Here is a 19,780-nt window from a genome sequence, read left to right as displayed (position 1 = left end):
CTCACCCTGGCTGTTCGCCCCGCATTTTATCTATAACCGTCAAAATCCTGATCAAATAAAGGAGAATTCCTCCGTTAGCAGCCAAAACCACGCCCACGATCATCCCGGGGACAAGGTTGGCCACCAACATCGACGTCCCGAACGCGACCGCCAACAGATTCATGACCACCTGGGTGGCGAAAAGCCGCCGCAAAATAGGCGGAACGTCCCCCGGCGGCCCTGTCGCGCCTGTCAGGCGTGGCATAAGCGTCCGCGCCAGCCCGATAATGCCCCCCAGAATATTCAGCACCCCAACCATAATCGTCAACGGCGCCGCCAAGATGTCCGGCACGATGCAAGACACGATGCCCAGCGCGGCAAACACCAGCCCCAGAAAAATCATCAGCCACGAACGGGGGAACGGGCCAAGCGGCGTACTCCCCGAAGCCAGCATCTGCACCGCGAAAATAACCATCAAAAGCCCGAGCTGAGCGCTTCCCGAAAACGGCACCATGCCCAAATTGACCGGGATCAGGACAACCCCGAGCAGCAGCATAAAAATCCCTGTCAGCAAAAGCGTGGCCTTGTCCGTGGAAAGCGCGCCGTCATCCTTAGCCGCCTTTTCCGCCCCAGGATACTCCCGGTAGACAAGCCAGAGCACGGCGGCCAGATACGCCACAGAAACCCCGTAAACCAGAATAACCCCCGCCGTCAGTGGCGTCGTCAACAGCTTCTGCCGCCAAATAAGCACGGCGGTCGCCATCGACAACCCATAAACGGCGGTGCAGGCTGCGACCAGATGCCGTAAAACGCCTCCCTGCCTTACCCAGGTCCGCAGCGTTCCCCAGGCGCAGCACATCCGCACGAGCAGAACAAGCCCTCCCGGGCCCATGATCAAAAACAGCAATGCGCGAAACACGGGACGCGGGAAAACCGGAATGCAGCAAGTCAGGATGCCGACCGCCGCCACCGCCGCGCCTGCGGCGAGCAAAGCCTTAGACCTGCGCATATCGCCGAACGGCGTTTTCCCCAGCGCGATCATCTGCAGCGAAACCATAACCAGCAGCAAACCGTACGGCCCATTTTCATAGTAGGGAAAGACTCCGGCCGCGACGGGGAAAAGCAAGCCCCCGGTCAGTATCATCGTCATGCCGACGATCAACAGCACGACCGACTCAAAAGGCATATCCGCCTTCTTTATATGATGCAAGCAGTCCACCGTCATGGCCTCCCGTTGTTAAGCATTCTGCCGCAGATAGCTGCCCTCCTATAATAACCCACCTTTAGAAAATTTCGACAAACGCCACATAATTCCTGGTTTTTTAATGTATTTCTATGGAAAGTGCCCTGCGGCACCGGACCAAGCGCAAGCTTATCCCCATATTTACCGCAGTAGCACACCTCGCATAAACGACAAATTGGGCAAAAAAAGCAAGCCTCGTCACCGGTTTTCTCCGGCAAACGAAGCTTTGTCATACATCAGCGCCTGCAGACCCCGCCTTGTTATCCCGGACAGGCAGAGCCGCAAGCTAAAGGATTAGACATACTTATGCCTCCTGGCGCTTACGGTAGTTAGCTAGCGTTTGCCCGAAAAAGCCGACCATTTCCTTGACCGCCCCGGCCATGCCGTAAACCTCGTCAATCCGTTGTTTGGCCCGCCGCCCCCTGTTCCGCCGGTAATCGCCGTCAGCATACAGCCTTTCCATTTCCGCCCAATAGTCGTCCTTATCAGTCAGGGAACCCTCGCTGCCGGCGATCGCTCCCACATCCGAACCGCCGAGGGTTACGACCGGCAGTGACTGGTGCATCGCCATGGCGGCGCTCACCCCGCCCCCCTGCCGGAAAGGGTTGATGTAGACATCGCATACGGCGTATAAAGCGGCCAAGTCATCATCGTATTCGATAAACACCCTGTTGCCGGCAGAACCTGGGCACAGCTTGCCGACGGCGTTCTCGCCGCCTTTGCCGACGACAACCCATTTTGCGTTCGCGTGCTTGTCAAGAAACGAATCGACCATAAGAACGAAATCCGCGGTCAAATCCGCGTCGAGCCGGTTGCCGACGGTAATCAGCACGAAATCTTCCGGGCGCAGAAAATATTCGGACCGGCTTTTCTCCCTCTGCGGCCCGGCGAGGTCCATTCCCGGTTGATGCCGGACAAATTTGCCGGAATTGATGCTCTCAAGGAGAAAATCGTACTTTTCGCACTCCGCTTTCACCTGTGCGATATCCTGAAAACAAATGAACAGGTCGGCCTTGCAGCTACAGCTTATTTTAAGGGTGGAAGGCATATCCAGGACAGGGTACAGGGAAAACAACACCTCTCTCAGAATACTGACATCGGCGTTGACCGCCCAGACCAAGTCGGGGCCGAAGCTTGTTATCGCCGCCAAGTCCCGTTCAAGGCGCTCCTTTCTCGGTAAATCGACGGCTGAATAATGAATATCGACTGCCGCCGGCGATAAAAACTCCCGGTGGATGCCGGCGTCTTGTCCGGAGGGCACGGATTTGAACAGAAACGGCATGATGGCTGCTTCCTCAGGATCGAAAAAGTGCGTGTCTTCCACGAATATCTTGAGCTCATAATCCGGATAGTCCAGCTTCAATTGTTTGCAGTAGTTCAGGATCACTCTGGTCGGCGCGTGGACCAGGGCGAGCAGCTGCGGAACCAACACCGCCACCTTTCGTTTGCCGCCGGCGGAGTTGTTATCGTTCTGCGCTCCGGTTTGCGGCGCGAGTGCCGGACGGTAATATTCGCTGGCCGCAGAGAGTATCTGCTGGCGATCGTTGTAAAGGCCGGCATAAGGCTGCATGCCGAGATTAGCTTCATACGACAAAGCCTGCACAAGCAAAAAATAATGATACTTCCTATGCGTACTGTCACTCAGCATCGTCTGCATCAGAAACCGGCCGACTCCGTCCGTGATCCCGAACTGGAGCGCGAAAAACGCCAGGATAATTTTCGCCTGGAAAGACAAGCGGGCATCCTGGCCATGCTGTTCAAAATAGTGCCGGTAATACTCTGCGGCAACGGCATTGTCCCTGTTGAGGGCCGAGAAAATCGCCAGGAGCTTTCTTGGGGCGGATGACGCCGCCTGCATGCTCAACATCGCGATGTAGAAGAACACGAAATGCGGATGCCGGCTGAGGGCGGCCGGGAATTCCCGGTCTTCTTCGGCAGAGTCAACGTCCGTCGACAACAATATATTTTCCGCCGTCCCGTCCGCCGTTGCCCGGTATTCGTATTCGCGCTTATTGAGATAATAGCGTTTATTCACCGGCGTCTTTGCCGTTTTAACGGCAAAATTGAACTCGTTATAGGGCGCGAAATGGACAAAGTTATTGTTACGCAGCAGCAACGCGGCCGCCGTCGCAAAATTATCGGGGCCGACGGCGATAAATATCCGCCCTTGGAGGGTCTCGCGGCCGCTGTTGTTAAAAGCGGCGAGGCATTTATACATTTGCGTTGCGGCGTTTACGGGCGCTTCATAATCATGCTCGTCGCAGCAAAATACAAAGTCGTCTATCAGGCTGTTATAACAGCGAAACCAGGAAAACAGCAGTTCCCGGTAATTGGAGATGAGAACAAGCCTCTCAGGCTCACCTCCGGCATTTGACCCGATATAGTGCATAATATCGGGAAACGCCGCCAAGATGCCGGCCTGATCTTCCACATTGCCAAACACGTGCACCTGATAACCCGCCTGGTCGAAATCGGCAAGCATCCCTTCGGCGGCCCCGGAAGGGCTCCCCACCAGCAAAGCAACGGCCAGCTTCATGCGTTTCCTCCCTTGGTCACAATCTGCGCAAGGTTCGGGCCCACCCATCCCCCCCGGCTATGACAGCTTCTTGACTACATCCGTCACCGTCTCGCAGACATAGTCGACATCCTTTGCGGACATCCCGGCCCACAACGGCAGTCTGACCAGTCCTTCCCCGGCCGCCTCGGTGTTTTCCAGGCGCCCCGAGACCCGACCATAACGCCGTCCCGCCGGAGACAGGTGCAGCGGGATGTAGTGAAACAAGGCGTCAATGCCACGCTCTTTCAGCGCCTGGATAAAGCTCTGCCTGATACCAGCATTGCGAAACAGCACATAGAAGATATGGGCGTTATGGCCGCATTCCGGCGGACAGACCGGCAAGCGGAACAGGTCGCTGTTTATCGCGCCGAGCCGGCGGAAATATGTTTCCCACACCCGCATCCGCCGCGCCTGGATTTCTTCGGCTGACTGCAGCTGGGCCCACAAAAAGGCGGCGTTAAGTTCACTCGGCAGATAGGACGACCCGATATCCACCCAGGTATACTTATCGACCTCCCCACGGAAAAACCGGCTGCGATTGGTACCCTTTTCGCGGATAATCTCCGCCCGTTCGCCGAGAAAATCATCATTGATCAATAGCGCGCCGCCCTCACCGGCCGCGATATTCTTGGAGCCGTGAAAGCTCAGGGTGCCCATTGCCCCGATGGCACCCAAAGCCTTTCCCTTGTAGGTGGAAAGCACTCCTTGGGCGGCATCCTCGATCACCAACAGCCTATGCTCCCCGGCTACCTGTAAAATCCCGTCCATCTCGCAGGCCACACCGGCATAATGGACCGGCACGATCGCCTTGGTCCTGGCCGTGACGGCGGCTGCGATTTTGCGTTCGTCCAAGTTCTGCGTATCCGGCCGGATGTCGACGAAAACAGGCACCGCGCCCCGCAGGACGAACGCGTTGGCTGTCGACACAAACGTATAGGAAGGCATGATAACCTCGTCACCCGGCCCGATGTTGGCGAGCACCGCCGCCATCTCCAAAGCCCCCGTGCAGGAATGGGCGAGCAGCGCCTTGGCGCAGCCGGTATTCTCCTCAAGCCAGGCATGACAAAGCCGGGTATACCGACCGTCGCCGGTCAGACACCCGGACGCGACCGCGTCCTGAATAAATTCGGTCTCTCTTGCGGTCACAAACAACTTATTAAACGGTATGTTCATCGCAATTCCCCAAATCCGCCGTTATTTCACCGGCTCGCCGGTAGAAGCCTACCGCCCTTTGCGCTTCATGCACACTATCCACATACTCTGGAAAAAACCGTAATAATCCTCGGCGCAATGCCCGATGCTGAAATCCTCGAAAAACGGCGCAAACACCCGGCATATCTCTTCCGTCGATTCAAAAACCCTGAATTGGCTGCCGTTTCGTAAAGACAAAGGATCGGAAGAAATCCGATAATGCCCTTCCCCGCAGGGAACCGCCCCTTGTAGCATCGTGCCGCGCGGGTCGGGCAGGGAAACCACGCAATACCCGCCGCTCTTCGCCACCCGCGCGAACTCGTTCAAATTATCGGCAAAAATCGTATTGTCCTCCACGTAATACAGCGAATGGCAAGCCAGTATATAATCAAAATAATTGTCGGGGAAGGGAATACGCGCGTTAGTTCCCGGCTTGATTTCGCACCCGATGCCGAAAACCGTTTTCATCCGTTCCTCTACCGAGCGACAAATCGTCGCGGTTATCTCCACGCCATAGACCTCAAGCCCGCAATTCCACAACATCGGTATATTCCGCCCGTCGCCGCAGCCGAGATCGAGAACCCGCTTTCCCTGATAGTCCCGGTCCAGCTTAAGCGCCGGATAGCTTGTCCCCAAAAAAGTCCGCACCACAAACTCGACCGGATAGCAGTGCCTTCCCCGGGCTTTCCCCAAATACCCCTGGGAATAGTGGGCCTCATAATGGCCTTTAATATCATTCATCGCCTTACCCTTACCCATCCTTTTTACATACCGCGTAGCCAAAACCGGTCTTGCCGTACGCATTGCCGTTGTACAGCATATACAGCCAGCCGTCATGCTCGAACACATACGGATAGCATATCATCTCGCTGTCCCATCCTGCCGGCGAAACATCGATCCCCGCAAGACTGTCGTCCCGGTCCCATACGAGGCCGTCTTTCGAGGCGGCGAACCCCATTCTGTAAGTGGCTATATCCTTCGTGGCCCGGTGGGCGAACCACATGTAGTACATTCCGTCGATAACGGTTACGCAAGGACGCCCAAAGGCGTACTCATATTCGTCGGCGAAGGGAATGGCGAAGCTCCGGTTCAGATCCCAGTCGATTCCGTTGTTGGAAGTCGCGTAATGGATGCCATAGTACGGTTTAAGCTCACCGTTGTCCAGACGCTCCCATTTGAGGCCGGAATTGAACCAGGACCGCCACAGTCCGTCTTCCACCAGGAAAGCGGTGCCGGCGACAAACAGCGGGTGGTCCTTGTTCACGCCCATAACCGGCCCGGGAAACTCCCTGGCCAGGAACAGCTTTTCCGGATCGACAACCACCCTGCCTGTATCGCAGTGCCATAAGCCCTGCGCTAAATTCTGCCATCCGACATAATACAAATAGCAGTCCTGTTTGTGCCTGACAAAACAGACGCTTATCGCCCCGTCACAGTCGAAATGTCCGGGCGGACCGGGCAGAAGGGCGAGACGCGGGCTTCCGGCAAGTTCGATCACGCCGTTGCCCACCCTGGCGCGGCTGAGAAATATGTGCGATCGCTGCCGCCGGTCCCTGCAGGTGAAAGCGATAATGAACAGGTCGTCCCTGACGGGCAAAACGCATGGGTGGGAACCATGCGTAAAGCCTTCGATATTTGGCTCAAAAAGCAGTCCTCGTTTGTTCCACGCGAACGCTCGCAATCCGCCACCTCCTTGTCACGCTTTCAGATCGCGTTCCGCTGCCAGGCGGATTGCCTCTTCGAGCCATTGATGCATCGACTTGCCGGACTTATCGCGCGCTTTTTGGGCCAACTCCTTTGTCGCCGGCGAAACGCCTTCAAGCTTCCCGTAATACCTGGTGAGCAGCGTGCCGCCCCGTTTTCCGGGTATTGGGTAGGCGAAATTGGCCTCAGGCTCGCCCTCGCCAACGGAAAAATCCATTAAATAAAACCCTCCGCCTAGAACCCACCGCACCGCGACATCCCTTGCCTCCACGGGCAGCAGGCGAATCGGCGCCTCATCGTCATAATACCGGTTGTTGTCGATAAGGATTTTCCCGTAGGTCGATGACTTCAGCCAGGGACCGACGCCCTCGTCGCCGAATACTATCCGCCCTCCGGGTTTAACCACTCTCACCATTTCCCGTATTGCTTTCTCCTGTTCGGCGAAAACGCCGATGCCGCCAAAACTCAACGCTGAATCAAAGTAATTGTCGGGAAACGGCAAGTAAGCGGCGTTTCCCACCGATCTTTCGCAGCCGACGTCATCCCTTTGCCCGGCGACGGCGCCGCAGACACTCAACATTCCCGGAGAAATGTCCTGGACATAAACCTCGCCGCTGTTTTTCAGCTCGGTAAAAATATAAGGAAGGTTAAGGCCCGTGCCGGCCGCGGTTTCCAGCACTCTGTCGCCTTCCTTGATCCGCATCAGGCCGATCATCTCTTCACGGAACTTTTTCTCGTCATGGCACAATATATCGAAAGTAACGTGCTGAAGGCTATTGTATTCCTCCGCCGCGGCATCGTACTCCCTGCGGGAAAAACCGTCGTTCTCCATCAGAGTTGCCGGGAACGTAAAGTCCGGCACCCCGTCTTTGACCCGGTATTCTTTGCCGCCGGCGCTTACCAGCACGCCTTCGGTAATATCGCCCCGGCTAATCACGGCACCAGCCGCGAGCCTTAATGCCTGTCCCGTTTCCGGACACCGGTAAACATCAACCGCTGACAAACGCATAACAATTCCCCCGCTTTTGGGCAACCTTCCGTGCCCGATATTGCCCAGTTATCACGTGTTGCCGAAAATCTCGGCCTGCAGCCTCTTTCGGTCCACCTTCCCGTTGGCGTTCTTCGGCAGCTCCCGGCTGAAAACGATTTCGGTCGGAACCATATATTCAGGCAAAAACCGCCGCAAATCCTCGCGCACCGTCCGGATGTCACGCTCACCGCTAACGGCGAGCACGGCGGCAATCCTGCTCACCCCGTTCGCCGAACGCCCGTGCAGCGCCACCGCCTGTTCGACATAGTCGAGCCGCGCCAGCCCGGCCTCAATTTCCTCCAGCTCTATCCTATAACCCGAATGCTTGATCTGATTATCCTTGCGACCGACGAAGTGGAGATCGCCATTCTCATCCTCCCGCACAATATCGCCTGTTTTGTACATCCGTTCGTGCCAAAGCGTATTGAAGGGATTGGCGACAAAGCTTTGTTGCGTGCGCTCCGCGTCGTTATAATAGCCGAGCCCGACCTGGGGCCCGGTCAAACAAAGCTCCCCGTCCAGCAAAACATAGCCGAAGTTCCTCGCGAGCTTGCCGAGCCGCGGCAGCCCGTGCAGATCGGCGAAATCGCCGTCGTTGAGCTTTGTCGCCGAACAGATGCAGGTGCATTCCGTGGGCCCGTAAACATTGAAGAACTCGGCGCGGTGCTTGTAAAGGTCATACAAAATCTTCAGCGAGGTTTTCGGGTAGCCTTCGCCACCGAAGGAAAACGCGCGGATACTCAGCAGCTTATCGGGCGACAGAGCGCGCATGGTGGTAAGATACATCAGCATCGACGGGACCGAAAACCAGAACGTGCAGGCCGCCTCGTCCACGCTTTTGACCAGCAGAGCCGCATTGGCCACGATCTCACGCGGAAAGGGGACCATGCTCGCCCCGTTAAAAAGGGAAGCATAGAAATCGAACACCGAGTTGTCGAAATACATCGGGTTGACGTTCGTGAAAACATCGTTGCCGGTTATCGCATAACAGTCCCGCGCCCAGTCCACGAAATTCAGCAAAGCCTGATGGCTGATCAGCACCCCCTTGGGCACCCCCGTGGAACCGGACGTAAACATAATATAAGCCGGCGCCGCGCCGGTAACCCGTTCGGTCTCGGAAAGATCCTCCGGGTTGGCGCGAAGCAGTTGCTCCCGCGTATGGCTGTCGGACAGGTCGACGACCTCCAGCCCCATGTCGCAAGCGACATTCGCCGTCACGGCGTTCGGCCGCGCATCGGCGACAATCAGTTTTGGCCCGCAGGTTGCGAAAATTTTCCGCAGCCTGTCCGCGGGATTCTGATCGTCGAAATTGGTGTAGATCGCGCCTAGCTTCAGGCAGGCGAGCATGCCGGCATAACCCGCCGGCTGTTTGCTGTTCGCGATAGCGACCACATCGCCGGGCCCAACGCCGCCGTCGAGCAGGCGGCGCGCGACCCGGTTGCTCAGCTTGTTGAGCGTGTCGTAATCGACCACCGAGCCGTCTACGAAGCGGAGCGCCGTCCGGCGGGGTTTTGCCGCGGCCGTCCTCTGAAACGCGAGGCCGAGATTGTAAGAGTAAGGCAAACCTCTCACCTACTTGTAGATTGTCAGGAACGGATAAATGTATCGTGAAGAAAAGCCAGTGGCGTCAGCCAACGAAAGTGAAGGAATATTATTTGTGTAGCAGTCCCAGTTTGGCGTTACATTTCTCAACCGGCATTGCCCGATAAACGCCTGGACAAGCCTCTTGCCTATTCCGCCGTTTCTATAGCGCTCGTCAACAAAAATATCTACCTCCGCAACGCCGTCCGCCAAAGAAGCACTGTAGCATACTCCGATACAATCATCGCCGTCAAAGGCGCCAACCCCGACGCCGCAAGCGATGAAATCCTCAACCGAATCCCAAAAGCGATTGCCAAGGCCTATGTCGAAGACAATTTTATCAATGCCTTCCGGTGTTAAGGGCTTAATCGCAACCGACGAGCCGCTAAGCTCTACAGGTTTGGCTTCTTCTAGCCGCATCTGCGTCCTCTCGGATAACTGCGCGGTTTCCCGCCCGCAATTCGCGAAGTACCCCAGACAACCAGGGCTCGGATTGTACCACCGCAGTTTTCTGCCTTGAAAGAAATTGGGTTTGACAATCCAGTCGCAGAACTCTCTCAGCCTGTCCTCATCTTGCGTACTGCAGAACATCTGGCAAAACCCGAACTTATGGACGGCGAAGAAAAAATCGCGCCCGCCATTCGCAAAAACTTCCCCGCATTGCAGGTTGGCCAGGACTCCCTGAATGATAGGAAACCCGATCGACGATGTCCGTTTATAAAAAAGCCGCGCCTCTTGGTATTCAGAATAACCCAAACGAAAAAGCTCCAACTCCCCACCCCTTGCTACAAACTACAGCGACACGCCCCCGTCGACCGGGATAACGCAGCCGGTCAAAAACTCGTTTTCCAGCGCGTGAACGACCGCGCCGACGACGTTCTCCGCCCCGCCGAAGCGGCGCAGCGCCGTCTTGCGTTTCCACTCCTCAAGGATGTTTTGGCTCATCGCCGCCCGCGTGGAGGGAGTATCCATAAACCCCGGAGCGATGGCCACGACGCGAATCCCCCAAGCGCCGACCTCCTTGGCGGCCGCCCTGGTAAACGCCTCGACTCCCGCCTTGGCGGCCGAGTAGGCGCACTGCCCGCCGTTCCCCTTTGCCGCCACGGAGCTTATATTCACGATTACCCCTTTTGTCCGCTTCATCATCATGCGGTCGGCGACCTCAACCGTCGTGAGAAAAACCGAATACAGGTTGCTTTTTATCACCCTATCCCAAGCCTCAACGGTATGTCGCCGGTTTTCCGCCGCGACAGGATTGACGAGCGGTCCGCTGAAAATGAGCCCTGCATTATTTATCAGGCAATCGACCTCGCCCAATTGCCCGTAAACCTCACCGAGGCACAGCGCAACAGCCCGCTGGTCGGTGACATCGCAGACAAACGTGCTTAACCCCGGCATCTCGGCCGCCAGCTCGGCAATCGCCGCCTCGTCCTTGTCAACCGCGGCGACCTTGCAACCCCTGGCGGCAAGCCCCAGCGCGATCTCCCGCCCCAGGCCGCCGGCCGCGCCGGTCACAACGGCGACTTTGCCCCTCAGTTCCATCGCGCGTCACACCCCCTTGGCCGCTAAAGTGGCGGCGATCTTCGCAAAACTCGTCATCACCACGATCTCTTCCCCGGAAAAAGTCACCCCGTATTCGTTCTCGAGCGTAAGGATAAGATCCATATGGGTCAAAGAGTCCCAGGTATCGATATCCTGCATCAGCGTTTGCTCGCCGATGCTTGCCACCGGCACCTTGAACACCCCCGCCAAAATCTTCTTCAGTTCGTCGGCATCAGCCATTCGTAATCACCCTCTGTTTTTTATGAACGAAATAAAAAGTCTGCTGTTAAGGCGGTGCTTCACCGCCGGAGCAGACAAATAGACCTCGCCGTCGCCGGAAGACCTCGAAACCACCGCTCCCGCGCCGATGAAATTATCGCGCCCGACCGCTATCCCGTCGACAATCGTCGAGTTGAGACCCAAGAAGCCGTTATCGCCGACAGTCGAATTCCCGCCGACAACTGTCCCCGATGTTATCCAGCAGTTGGCGCCGACGACCGCGTGATGGCCGACCGCGGCCCCGCCGAAAACGAACGTGTTGTCGCCGATGACGGCAAACGGCTGCAGCGACACGCCGTCGGCGACAAAGCAATTCTCTCCCACCTTAACGCTCGAAGGCAGCTTCGTCCCCGAGCAGACATGCGAATAAAGCTTATAGCCCTTCTCCCTGGCCTGCAAACACTTTTGGGCACGGACGGAATTCAGGCCGGAATAGCCTACCGCCACTATCATCAAATTATCGTCCGGCGGAAACCGCCGCTCAACCTCTTCGAACGGCACAACAGGCAGGCCGAACTTCAGCCCGTCCTTCATATAAGCCTTATCGACCGTAAACCCGGCAATCCGGTGGGCGAAAGACGCGTCATCCATCAAACTGGCATAGACAAAATCAGCCATCGCCTCTGTCCCGAAAATAACGATTCCCGCCACGTCAGCACCCCTTCCGGGCCGTATTTCGCCCCACATGGGCCCTCGCCCCGCTGATGCCCACATTAAAAAGCAGATCCAAAACACTGACAGTATGAACGCAGGCCGACGAGTTAATCTGCGGATAATCCGGATATCCGTCGTAACTCATCCATTCCACCGCGATTCCCTTCTCCTGGAACAGCGCCTCATCCAGGTAAGCGCGTGCGGCCGGCCCTGACAGATAAGCGTCCGCTCCCGCCTGTTCGCACAAATGGAGCAACCGCTCCGACTTGCCGTCGATAAGGTCGTAATCCGTCGACCAACTCAGCTTGGTCGTTATTGCCAGCAAATCGCAAATGGTTTTGAGAAAAATATAATTGACCCTGCTCAGGGACGAAACGTCCCCACAGCGCTCATAGGCCTCGCGGACAGGACCGGCCACTTCGCTGAAGTACGGCGCCCGCGCGTAGCAATGCCGGAGCGTCGACCAGTGCTTCTCGGCCCAACCGGCGTCGCAAACCCGGACTTCGCAAATCTTCCGGTGATAATTCCCCTTGGTCTCCACCGGAACGGTAAGCCAGAGCAACCCCTGCGGACTTAGGACCTGATTCCGGTTCCGCCAGTCCCGCCGGGTATATTGGACACTGTCGAACAGAATGAACTCATCCACCCGGCTGATTAAATCGAAGTAGCCTTTCCAGGGAATATAGTTGGACTGCGAAATGGCGATCTTTCTCATACTTGCAGCGGTGCGCCGTAGCGGTTTTGGTAATACTCCTGGTATTCCCCCGAACGCACCCGGTCTACCCAGCCCTTGTTGCCGACATACCACCGCACGACCTCCGGCAGGGCGGCTTCCGGAGCGTGGCGCGGCCGCCAGCCTAGCTCCCGCGCGATCTTCGCGAAATTTATCGCATACCGGCGGTCGTGCCCCGGCCGGTCTGCCACATGTCTGATCAACGCGCGCGAGGCCGTGCCGTCGCCTTTCAGCCTGTCGACACAGTCGCAGATCGCATGGACGATATCGAGGTTGCTCCTTTCGGCGGCGCCGCCGATGACGTAGGTTTCTCCCGGCCTGCCTCTCGTCGCCACCGCCAGCAGCGCCTCGCAGTGATCCTCGACATGCAGCCAGTCGCGAACCTGAAGCCCGTCCCCGTATATCGGCAGCTCTCTTCCCTCCCAGGCATTCAGAATGATTAGCGGCACAAGCTTTTCGGGATGCTGCCAGGCCCCGTAGTTATTAGAACAATTGGTTACGATGGCCGGCAGTCCATATGTATTGCGCCAGGCCCTGACGATATGGTCGGCCGCCGCCTTGGTGGCCGCGTACGGGCTGTTCGGCCTGTAGGGGGAGCCTTCATCGAAAGGGGCGTCATCGAGGCCCAAAGCGCCGAACACCTCGTCGGTCGACACATGCAGGAAAACCTTGTCGCCGTCGTCCCGCCAGGCCGCCCGCGCCGCCTCCAGCAGATTCACCGTGCCTTCGATATTTGTCGAAATAAAATCCCGAGGGCCGTCTATCGAGCGGTCGACATGCGTTTCGGCCGCGAAATGAATTACCTTGGAAACCTCGTGACGGGCGAACAACTCCCTCACCAGCCCGGGGTCGCGTATATCGCCGCGAACGAACTCCACCCGCGAACCGTCCAGCAAGTCGTCTATCCTGCCAAGATCGCCGGCGTAGGTTAATGCGTCGAGAACCACCATCCGCACACCGGCCTCGCGCAGCGCCAGACGGACAAAATTACCGCCGATAAAACCGGCGCCTCCCGTTACCAGCCAAACCCCGCTCATGCTCCCACCTTGTTGTCGATGCTAAGCAGCAGTTGGTTAGCCTCGTTCAGGGACTCAAAGGTGCCGGCATCCGTCCAGCGCCCTTTCACAAAGCTGTACCGCAGTTGTCCGTTTTTGATATACAGATTATTGACCGCCGTAATCTCATACTCCTGGCGCGCCGACGGATACGTCGCCCTTATATAGTCGAAAACCTTATCGTCGTACATATAGCAGCCCACCACCGCGTAGGAGCTCTTAGGGACGGACGGCTTTTCTTCGATCGCGATCACATGCCGTTCGTCCAGAGCCGCCACCCCGTACCGTTCCGGGTCCCCCACCTGTTTCAGCAGAACGCGGGCTCCCCCCGGCTGGGCGGAAAACTCCTCGACATAGGGACGAATGGGCAGTTCGAAAATATTGTCGCCCAAAAAAACCACGATCGGCTCGCCATTTGCAAAACGCTCGCCGAGCATTAGGGCATGGGCAATGCCCAGCGCGTCCTCCTGAACGCGGAAGGTAAACTCACACCCGAAGCGTTTGCCCGACCCCAGCGAATTCACGATATCCCCCATATGATGGGTGGAAGTCACTATCAGAATCTCGTGGATTCCCGCATGCACAAGCTGCTTGACCGCATGCCAGATCATCGGTTCCTTCCCCACCGGCAGAAGGTGCTTATTGGTTATTTCGGTGATCGGGTCGAGCCGCGTACCCTTGCCGCCGGCCAAGACTATTCCCTTCATAGCCGCCTCCTGGCGTTATTTTCAAAAGGCATATATTACATTTTAGTTTACAGTAATTTATTCTCTTTTGACATTTCATATCCTTTTTTCTGCCACCTTTTCGTTTATAGCCCCCTTTAAATTACATAATTTTACAATCTATTTTTAAGCAGGCTCGCCGTAAAATGGATTATGCCGGCTCACACATGCTCCGGCACTGCTTCACGCCCTTTCTTGCACCTTGTTTATATCGTGGCTGAGATGTAGAATAAAGAGTATATGCCGCACATATGCCGCCTTTGCGGCTGCGCGGCCGACAGCTTCCCTGAATCCCGCGGCAGGCGCAACTGCCGAAAATAACTGACGAAAATGTTTTACTTTAGCGGCAATTAGGAGCAGATCCGGATGGACACACACCAAAAAAGCAAGGTATATCATTCCCTCGTGCACTGGCACAATTTTCGGCTCAAGGTCTTCCTCGAAGGAATCGTCATCGGTATAATAGCAGGCATTATCACCGTGCTGTTTCGCTATTCCATCGAACAGGGCGAGCAACTCCGCAGCCTGGTATACGCCCAGATCGAGAATAATCTTCTTCTCCTTCTGCCGTGGCTGGGAGCGCTGCTGGTAATTGCCCTGCTGCTGGGTCTAATAATCAGATTCGAACCCATGACCGGCGGCAGCGGCATCCCCCAGGTAAAAGGAGTACTGCTTGGCCTGCTGAAAACCAACTGGAAAAGCGTTCTTGCCGGCAAATTCCTCGGCGGCGTACTGGCAATCGGCGCCGGCTTATCGCTAGGGCGCGAAGGCCCTTCCATCCAGCTGGGCGCAGCCGTCGGCCAGGGCTTGAGCCGCATGATCGGCAGAACAAAGATGGAAGAACGTTTTCTTATGACCTCGGGCGCCAGCGCCGGCTTGGCCGCAGCCTTCAATGCCCCCCTGGCCGGAGTGGTTTTCGCCTTGGAAGAACTGCATAAAAACTTCTCCCCGGCGGTCTTGATGTCGGCCATGGCGGCCTCGATAACCTCGGCCCTGGTTACCCAGCTCTTTTTTGGGGATAGTCCCGTATTCACCATCACCGACTTACCGGTGTTTCCTTTCCGTTACTATGGAGACCTGATCATTTTAGGCGTGCTTGTTGGGTTCCTTGGTATCGCCTTCAATAAAATGTTGATCAAAACCCTTAACCTTTACAACCGGCAAAATCGTATTCCCAGAATCGCTCTGGCGGCAATTCCTCTTCTCATCGGCGGAATCGCGGGAACCGTGCTGCCGGAAATACTGGGCGGCGGCAACAACCTGGTCGGCCCGATAGTGTCCGGCAACTACGGCCTGAGCATGCTCCTGATTCTTCTGGCGGCTAAATTCGCCTTCACGATGATAAGCTACGGTTCCGGGGTGCCTGGCGGGATATTCCTGCCGATGTTGGTGATCGGCGCCTTGGCCGGCGGAGCGTTCAGCAACGTCGCCGTTCACTTCCTGGCCGTCGACCCCCACTATACTACCAACTTCGTTATCCTGGCCATGGCGGCGTTGTTTACGGCCGTAGTCAAAGCGCCCATCACCGGCAGTATCTTGATAACCGAAATGACCGGGTCATTCAGTCACTTGATTTCCCTGATCACGATATCCATGACAGCCTATATCGTCGCGGAGTTGGCCAAATCGGCGCCGGTCTACGAGGAACTGTTGGACCGCATTCTCGTAAAAACAAAAGCGTTACTTCATTCGGACAAGTCGCGAACGATCGTCGATTTCGTCGTCTGCGTCGGCTCAAAACTCGACGGCAAACGGGTAAAGAATGTTGAATGGCCCTCCCAATGCCTGCTCATAAGCATCAAAAGAGGTGATAAAGAAATCGTGCCGCAAGGCGACACCCAGATCCTGGCCGGCGATTTCGTTTATCTGCTTACCAGCACCGCAAACGCGGAGCATGTGCGCCAACTGGCCCAAGAATGCCTCGTGTAACAGCCGGCCCTACGGCTTTACGCCTTTGCGCCGCCAACCACCCGGAATTCCCGCTCCCCGCCAAAACCGCCAGACAACAAAAAAACCGCTGCGCGGTTTTTTTGTTGTCTGGCGGCAATGCTTAAAGCCGCCTTCGTGATCGCCGCTTTCTTCGGCGCGGTCAGCCTCTGGCTGGCGGTGTTCGCCGGCACGGGCGTATCGATCCTCGTCACGCTGAACGGCATGCGATTATGCGGCGGCTAAGCTAAACACCCCTTCATGTGCTCAACCCGCCTGCCCGGCTTTTGCGCTTCCCTCCGCCCGCTCAGCAGGCAAAACAAGTCCCAAACACACGATGGCGATACAACCTGCCAAGGCAAGACCAACCAGATACAAAAAACCGCCGGAATAACTGCCCGTCACTTTGATAAAGTAGCCGATAATCATCGGGGCAAGGGCTGACGACAGCATCCCGAATCCATTCATCAATCCGGCCCCGGCGGCTAGAGCCTTGCCGGGCACCAGTCTCTGCTGTATTGACCAGACCGCCGGCAGCCCCAAAGCCACCGTACCGATACCGATCGAGATATAGATCGCGGCACTGGTAGTCGTTGTTGCGGTTGTGGACATATATATGAAAATCGCCGGCAAGAGCATGGAAACAGCCGAAAAAAAGATCTTTTTCCCGTATCGGTCCGTGAGATAACCGAACAGAGCAAGACTGAACAACCCCAGAACATACGGCAGCGACGACCATGCGCCCATCTTGGCCCAATTGAAACCGAGGGCCATGCGGAAGTAAGAAGGCAACCAGGCGATAGTTCCCCAGAAGATTGCCGCGTTACACATGTAGAATACGACAAGCAGCCAATACCGGTAGTTAGTGACAAAAAGCTTATAACTCTCCCACGTCGTAGTAGCCCCCATGGCCGCTTCCCGCTCCGTTTCCGCACGCAGACCGGCCATTACATGCTCGAGCTCCTGCTTGTTCACTCCCTTATGCTGCTCGGGACGGTCGGTCGTAAACCAGTACAGCATTGCCAGGGAAACGAGAGAGAAAGATGCCAAAACGAAGAAGCTCAGCCGCCAGCCCGTGAAGCTGATAAGCCATGTAAAAAACGGCATCGCAACTGCCGGGGCGAACATCAGGCCCAACAGCCAGGCCGAGTTAGCCTTTCCCCTCTCCGGAGGCGGAAACCAGTTCTTTACGAATTTCATTTGCATCGGCCAGTGCAGCCCCTCGCCTATCCCCAAAACTGCCCGGGCGGCAAGCAAAGTCCCCAGAGACTGGGCCAGCCCGCCGATTATCATGGACACTCCCATTATCACCACAGCCACGATCATCATCAGTCGCGGCCCGTAGATATCGCCCAACGGGCTAAGCACCGCATTGGCGATAGCATAAGCGAACAGAAACATCGACATCAGCGATCCGATGGCAACCGGGTTGTTCTCGATGCCCATAGCTTTGAGAAAAGCATCGTCAGCCGCCAGCACCGAAGTATTCACCCTATCGAAATAGGCGATAACGAGGATCAAAAATAATACCGTGGCCAGCATCACTCTTTGTTTAGTTGGCCTTTCCATTGTTTTATTCATCCCTCCTTCTGCCGTATGGTGATAAGTTTCCGGCCGTACCGCGGAGCTGCAGGCGCCTGGCTGAAAATTCCTTAAACCACTTCCGCAATCCGCTCGATTTCCGAAGCCGAAGTCGCCAGCTCCTGCATCGTCACTTTTATTTGCTCCGTAGCCACAAGCTGCCGCTCCCCCAATTCAGATGTAGCCACAATAGCCTGCACCGCATTCCGCGTCTCAGTCTGCATCCTGTCGAGGATGCCTCTAATTTCGCGTACTGATTGGGCGCTGTTGACAGCCATCTTGCGAATCTCGTCGGCAACGACGGCAAACCCGCGTCCCTTCTCTCCTGCCCGGGCGGCTTCAATCGCCGCGTTAAGCCCGAGCAAATTCGAATTATTGGCTACATCGCTGACAAACCGCAGAATCTCATTCGTCTTGCCAATTTCGCCGAGCACACTATCTCCACTCGCTTTTGCCAACGCGAGATTACTCGCCAGAAGTCCGGCCGAGAGAGCCAACTCTTCCGTCGATGCCGCCATCTGCTGCGAGGTAGCCGCCACCGACTCGGCGCTTTGATGGAGCACTTCCTGCATCCGCAAACTGGTTGCCGTGCCGAGCACGCCCGAAAGATTGCCGTCCGCTTCGACAATCGGGTAAATTATCGCCTTGAGAGTAACACCGTATACTCTTTCCGGAATTATGCCTTTCGTTATTTGCCGCTTGGCAAGACACTCCTTGATGACGCCTCCCGTGGCGGTATCGCCGACCTTTATGTCCGCTTGAAAAGTATTAGCCTGCACGAATTGAAGGATTTTAGCCTCCGCGTCACATACAATTACGTTGCAATCAAGAACCGAAACATCACGGATCATTTCCGTCAACATAATTGCCGCATCAATTTTTCTCATCAACGCACCTCCGAGGCATATACTGCTCACCGCAAAAGTCCTTCTCCCATCCCTCCGCATAACAAGGAAAAATCATCCCCGGCATTTTATGACCTGTCGGACATCCCCCCCTTCTTCCACTACCCGAATCGCTAAATCATAGATACCAATTGGATCGTCCCCCCCTCGTGCATTCCTTCGGGAAAACCATCCTTTCCCGGCTCTGGAGAAGGGCCTGTTCCCTTTGTAGCCAGGCGATCCGCTCATCAATACTGCGCGCCGGGTCAACGAGGATATAAATTTTCGGCCAACGGCTCTTCATTACCGGCGGTACCGTATGTATCGCCAGCGTTTCCAGCGGCCGGCAGCGGCGGGCCCTGTTCGCAAGAAACTGCCTGGCGTCATATTCGCTTGGGAACAAAGGGAGAATAGTATCGCCGCTAACCCAGGCCGCCCACTGTTCCCTCTTATAGTGTGCTATCAAGAAATCGGGAGCCGCCCCTGGATTGCCACCCGCGCCAAAATTACATTGCTCCGGGTACCCCAGATGGCGGACCAGCTCGCTGATGCTTATCTTGGGCAGGGTATTCCCCGCAAAAGCGTGATAGTCATACACCGACCGGCATATCTCCGACGCATACAACAATAACGGCGAGCTTGCCAGCGCCGTATCCAGCGTTTTCACCACCCTGTCCAACAACCCGGTATCCTTTCCCGGATTCACGGATATGTACCAATTCCTGAAATAAACAGCGTCATTCTCATCCCTTGTGAAACCGGCGTTTTTAAGATAATCCCGGATACTGTCCATGTTGTTCCATATCTCACACGTGACCCTGAGCCGGTTTTTGGCGCCACTCACCTCGGAATGCAACGAAATGTTATCAGGCTGACTATGCAAACCAGGGCTTGGCATATGGTGGCGAGAGAAGAAAACCCGTTCGCTGGTCAGAATATCCAGCATCTCCGTTGTCGTATAGTGCTTGTAATTTAGCAAACGAACGCTCCCTCCCCAACGCTTATTCCTTCTCCCATGACATCTTGACGGGGAGCCCGGAGCGCTAACGGCCGCGTCGAGGATGATATGGGGATGTCCCCCGTCAACGGGAACTAAATCAAACGCGAGTTCTTGGG

General features: G+C 56.2%; 19 protein-coding genes. 2 read left to right on the top strand and 17 right to left on the bottom strand.

The window, feature by feature from the left end:
- Nucleotide 1: 1 nt before the first annotated feature.
- From Q4T40_00625 to Q4T40_00560, 14 genes are all read right to left on the bottom strand, one after another.
- Nucleotides 2–1,198 (bottom strand): hypothetical protein, encoded by a 1,197-nt coding sequence (locus tag Q4T40_00625; protein ID MDT8899751.1) that lies wholly within the window; start codon nucleotides 1,196–1,198, stop codon nucleotides 2–4.
- 328 nt (nucleotides 1,199–1,526) lie between these two features.
- Nucleotides 1,527–3,758: a glycosyltransferase gene (locus tag Q4T40_00620; GenBank protein ID MDT8899750.1), complete on the bottom strand. Its 2,232-nt coding sequence runs from the start codon at nucleotides 3,756–3,758 to the stop codon at nucleotides 1,527–1,529.
- 57 nt (nucleotides 3,759–3,815) lie between these two features.
- Nucleotides 3,816–4,952, bottom strand: coding sequence for a dTDP-4-amino-4,6-dideoxygalactose transaminase (gene rffA, locus Q4T40_00615; GenBank protein MDT8899749.1), 1,137 nt, complete (start codon nucleotides 4,950–4,952; stop codon nucleotides 3,816–3,818).
- Between the two features lie 48 nt (nucleotides 4,953–5,000).
- Complete coding sequence (locus Q4T40_00610) at nucleotides 5,001–5,711, bottom strand: class I SAM-dependent methyltransferase (protein MDT8899748.1); 711 nt, start codon at nucleotides 5,709–5,711, stop codon at nucleotides 5,001–5,003.
- Between the two features lie 10 nt (nucleotides 5,712–5,721).
- Nucleotides 5,722–6,651 (bottom strand): hypothetical protein, encoded by a 930-nt coding sequence (locus Q4T40_00605; protein ID MDT8899747.1) that lies wholly within the window; start codon nucleotides 6,649–6,651, stop codon nucleotides 5,722–5,724.
- A 15-nt stretch (nucleotides 6,652–6,666) separates the two neighbouring features.
- A complete protein-coding gene (locus Q4T40_00600; GenBank protein MDT8899746.1) occupies nucleotides 6,667–7,683 on the bottom strand; it encodes a class I SAM-dependent methyltransferase in 1,017 nt (338 codons plus the stop codon).
- A 51-nt stretch (nucleotides 7,684–7,734) separates the two neighbouring features.
- On the bottom strand, nucleotides 7,735–9,267 hold the full coding sequence (locus Q4T40_00595; GenBank protein ID MDT8899745.1) for an amino acid adenylation domain-containing protein: 1,533 nt from the start codon (nucleotides 9,265–9,267) through the stop codon (nucleotides 7,735–7,737).
- Nucleotides 9,268–9,276: 9 nt separating this feature from the next.
- Entirely contained in the window at nucleotides 9,277–10,056 is a 780-nt protein-coding gene (locus Q4T40_00590) for a GNAT family N-acetyltransferase (protein MDT8899744.1), read from the bottom strand.
- Between the two features lie 21 nt (nucleotides 10,057–10,077).
- Complete coding sequence (locus tag Q4T40_00585; protein ID MDT8899743.1) at nucleotides 10,078–10,827, bottom strand: SDR family NAD(P)-dependent oxidoreductase; 750 nt, start codon at nucleotides 10,825–10,827, stop codon at nucleotides 10,078–10,080.
- 6 nt (nucleotides 10,828–10,833) lie between these two features.
- Nucleotides 10,834–11,067, bottom strand: coding sequence for an acyl carrier protein (locus tag Q4T40_00580; GenBank protein MDT8899742.1), 234 nt, complete (start codon nucleotides 11,065–11,067; stop codon nucleotides 10,834–10,836).
- 6 nt (nucleotides 11,068–11,073) lie between these two features.
- Entirely contained in the window at nucleotides 11,074–11,757 is a 684-nt protein-coding gene (locus tag Q4T40_00575; protein MDT8899741.1) for a DapH/DapD/GlmU-related protein, read from the bottom strand.
- A 1-nt stretch (nucleotide 11,758) separates the two neighbouring features.
- Nucleotides 11,759–12,475, bottom strand: a complete 717-nt coding sequence (locus Q4T40_00570; protein ID MDT8899740.1) for a WbqC family protein — start codon at nucleotides 12,473–12,475, stop codon at nucleotides 11,759–11,761.
- Nucleotides 12,472–13,530 carry a dTDP-glucose 4,6-dehydratase gene (gene rfbB, locus Q4T40_00565; protein MDT8899739.1) on the bottom strand — a complete coding sequence of 353 codons (1,059 nt, stop codon included), beginning with the start codon at nucleotides 13,528–13,530 and terminating at the stop codon, nucleotides 12,472–12,474. Before rfbB ends, Q4T40_00570 begins: the two co-directional genes overlap by 4 nt.
- Nucleotides 13,527–14,255: a sugar phosphate nucleotidyltransferase gene (locus tag Q4T40_00560; GenBank protein ID MDT8899738.1), complete on the bottom strand. Its 729-nt coding sequence runs from the start codon at nucleotides 14,253–14,255 to the stop codon at nucleotides 13,527–13,529. The genes rfbB and Q4T40_00560 overlap by 4 nt, the downstream gene beginning before the upstream one ends.
- A 384-nt stretch (nucleotides 14,256–14,639) precedes the next feature.
- On the opposite strand from Q4T40_00560, the gene clcA reads away from it, so the two are divergent.
- Complete coding sequence (gene clcA, locus Q4T40_00555; protein MDT8899737.1) at nucleotides 14,640–16,202, top strand: H(+)/Cl(-) exchange transporter ClcA; 1,563 nt, start codon at nucleotides 14,640–14,642, stop codon at nucleotides 16,200–16,202.
- Nucleotides 16,203–16,319: 117 nt separating this feature from the next.
- Nucleotides 16,320–16,445 carry a hypothetical protein gene (locus tag Q4T40_00550; protein MDT8899736.1) on the top strand — a complete coding sequence of 42 codons (126 nt, stop codon included), beginning with the start codon at nucleotides 16,320–16,322 and terminating at the stop codon, nucleotides 16,443–16,445.
- Nucleotides 16,446–16,466: 21 nt separating this feature from the next.
- On the opposite strand, the gene Q4T40_00545 is transcribed toward Q4T40_00550, so the two are convergent.
- The 3 genes from Q4T40_00545 to Q4T40_00535 form a co-directional block, all read right to left on the bottom strand.
- Nucleotides 16,467–17,780, bottom strand: a complete 1,314-nt coding sequence (locus Q4T40_00545) for an MFS transporter (protein MDT8899735.1) — start codon at nucleotides 17,778–17,780, stop codon at nucleotides 16,467–16,469.
- A 71-nt stretch (nucleotides 17,781–17,851) separates the two neighbouring features.
- The gene (locus tag Q4T40_00540) at nucleotides 17,852–18,667 is read right to left on the bottom strand and encodes a methyl-accepting chemotaxis protein (protein MDT8899734.1); all 816 of its coding nucleotides are present in this window, start codon (nucleotides 18,665–18,667) and stop codon (nucleotides 17,852–17,854) included.
- A 136-nt stretch (nucleotides 18,668–18,803) separates the two neighbouring features.
- Nucleotides 18,804–19,643, bottom strand: a complete 840-nt coding sequence (locus Q4T40_00535; GenBank protein ID MDT8899733.1) for a hypothetical protein — start codon at nucleotides 19,641–19,643, stop codon at nucleotides 18,804–18,806.
- Nucleotides 19,644–19,780 lie beyond the last annotated feature (137 nt).

The sequence above is a fragment of the Selenomonadales bacterium 4137-cl genome (assembly GCA_032334055.1).
Taxonomy (GTDB): Bacteria; Bacillota; Negativicutes; order Sporomusales; family UBA7701; genus Anaeroselena; species Anaeroselena agilis.
Note: the sequence above shows the minus strand (reverse complement) of the source record. Positions and strands in the feature narration are given on the sequence as shown.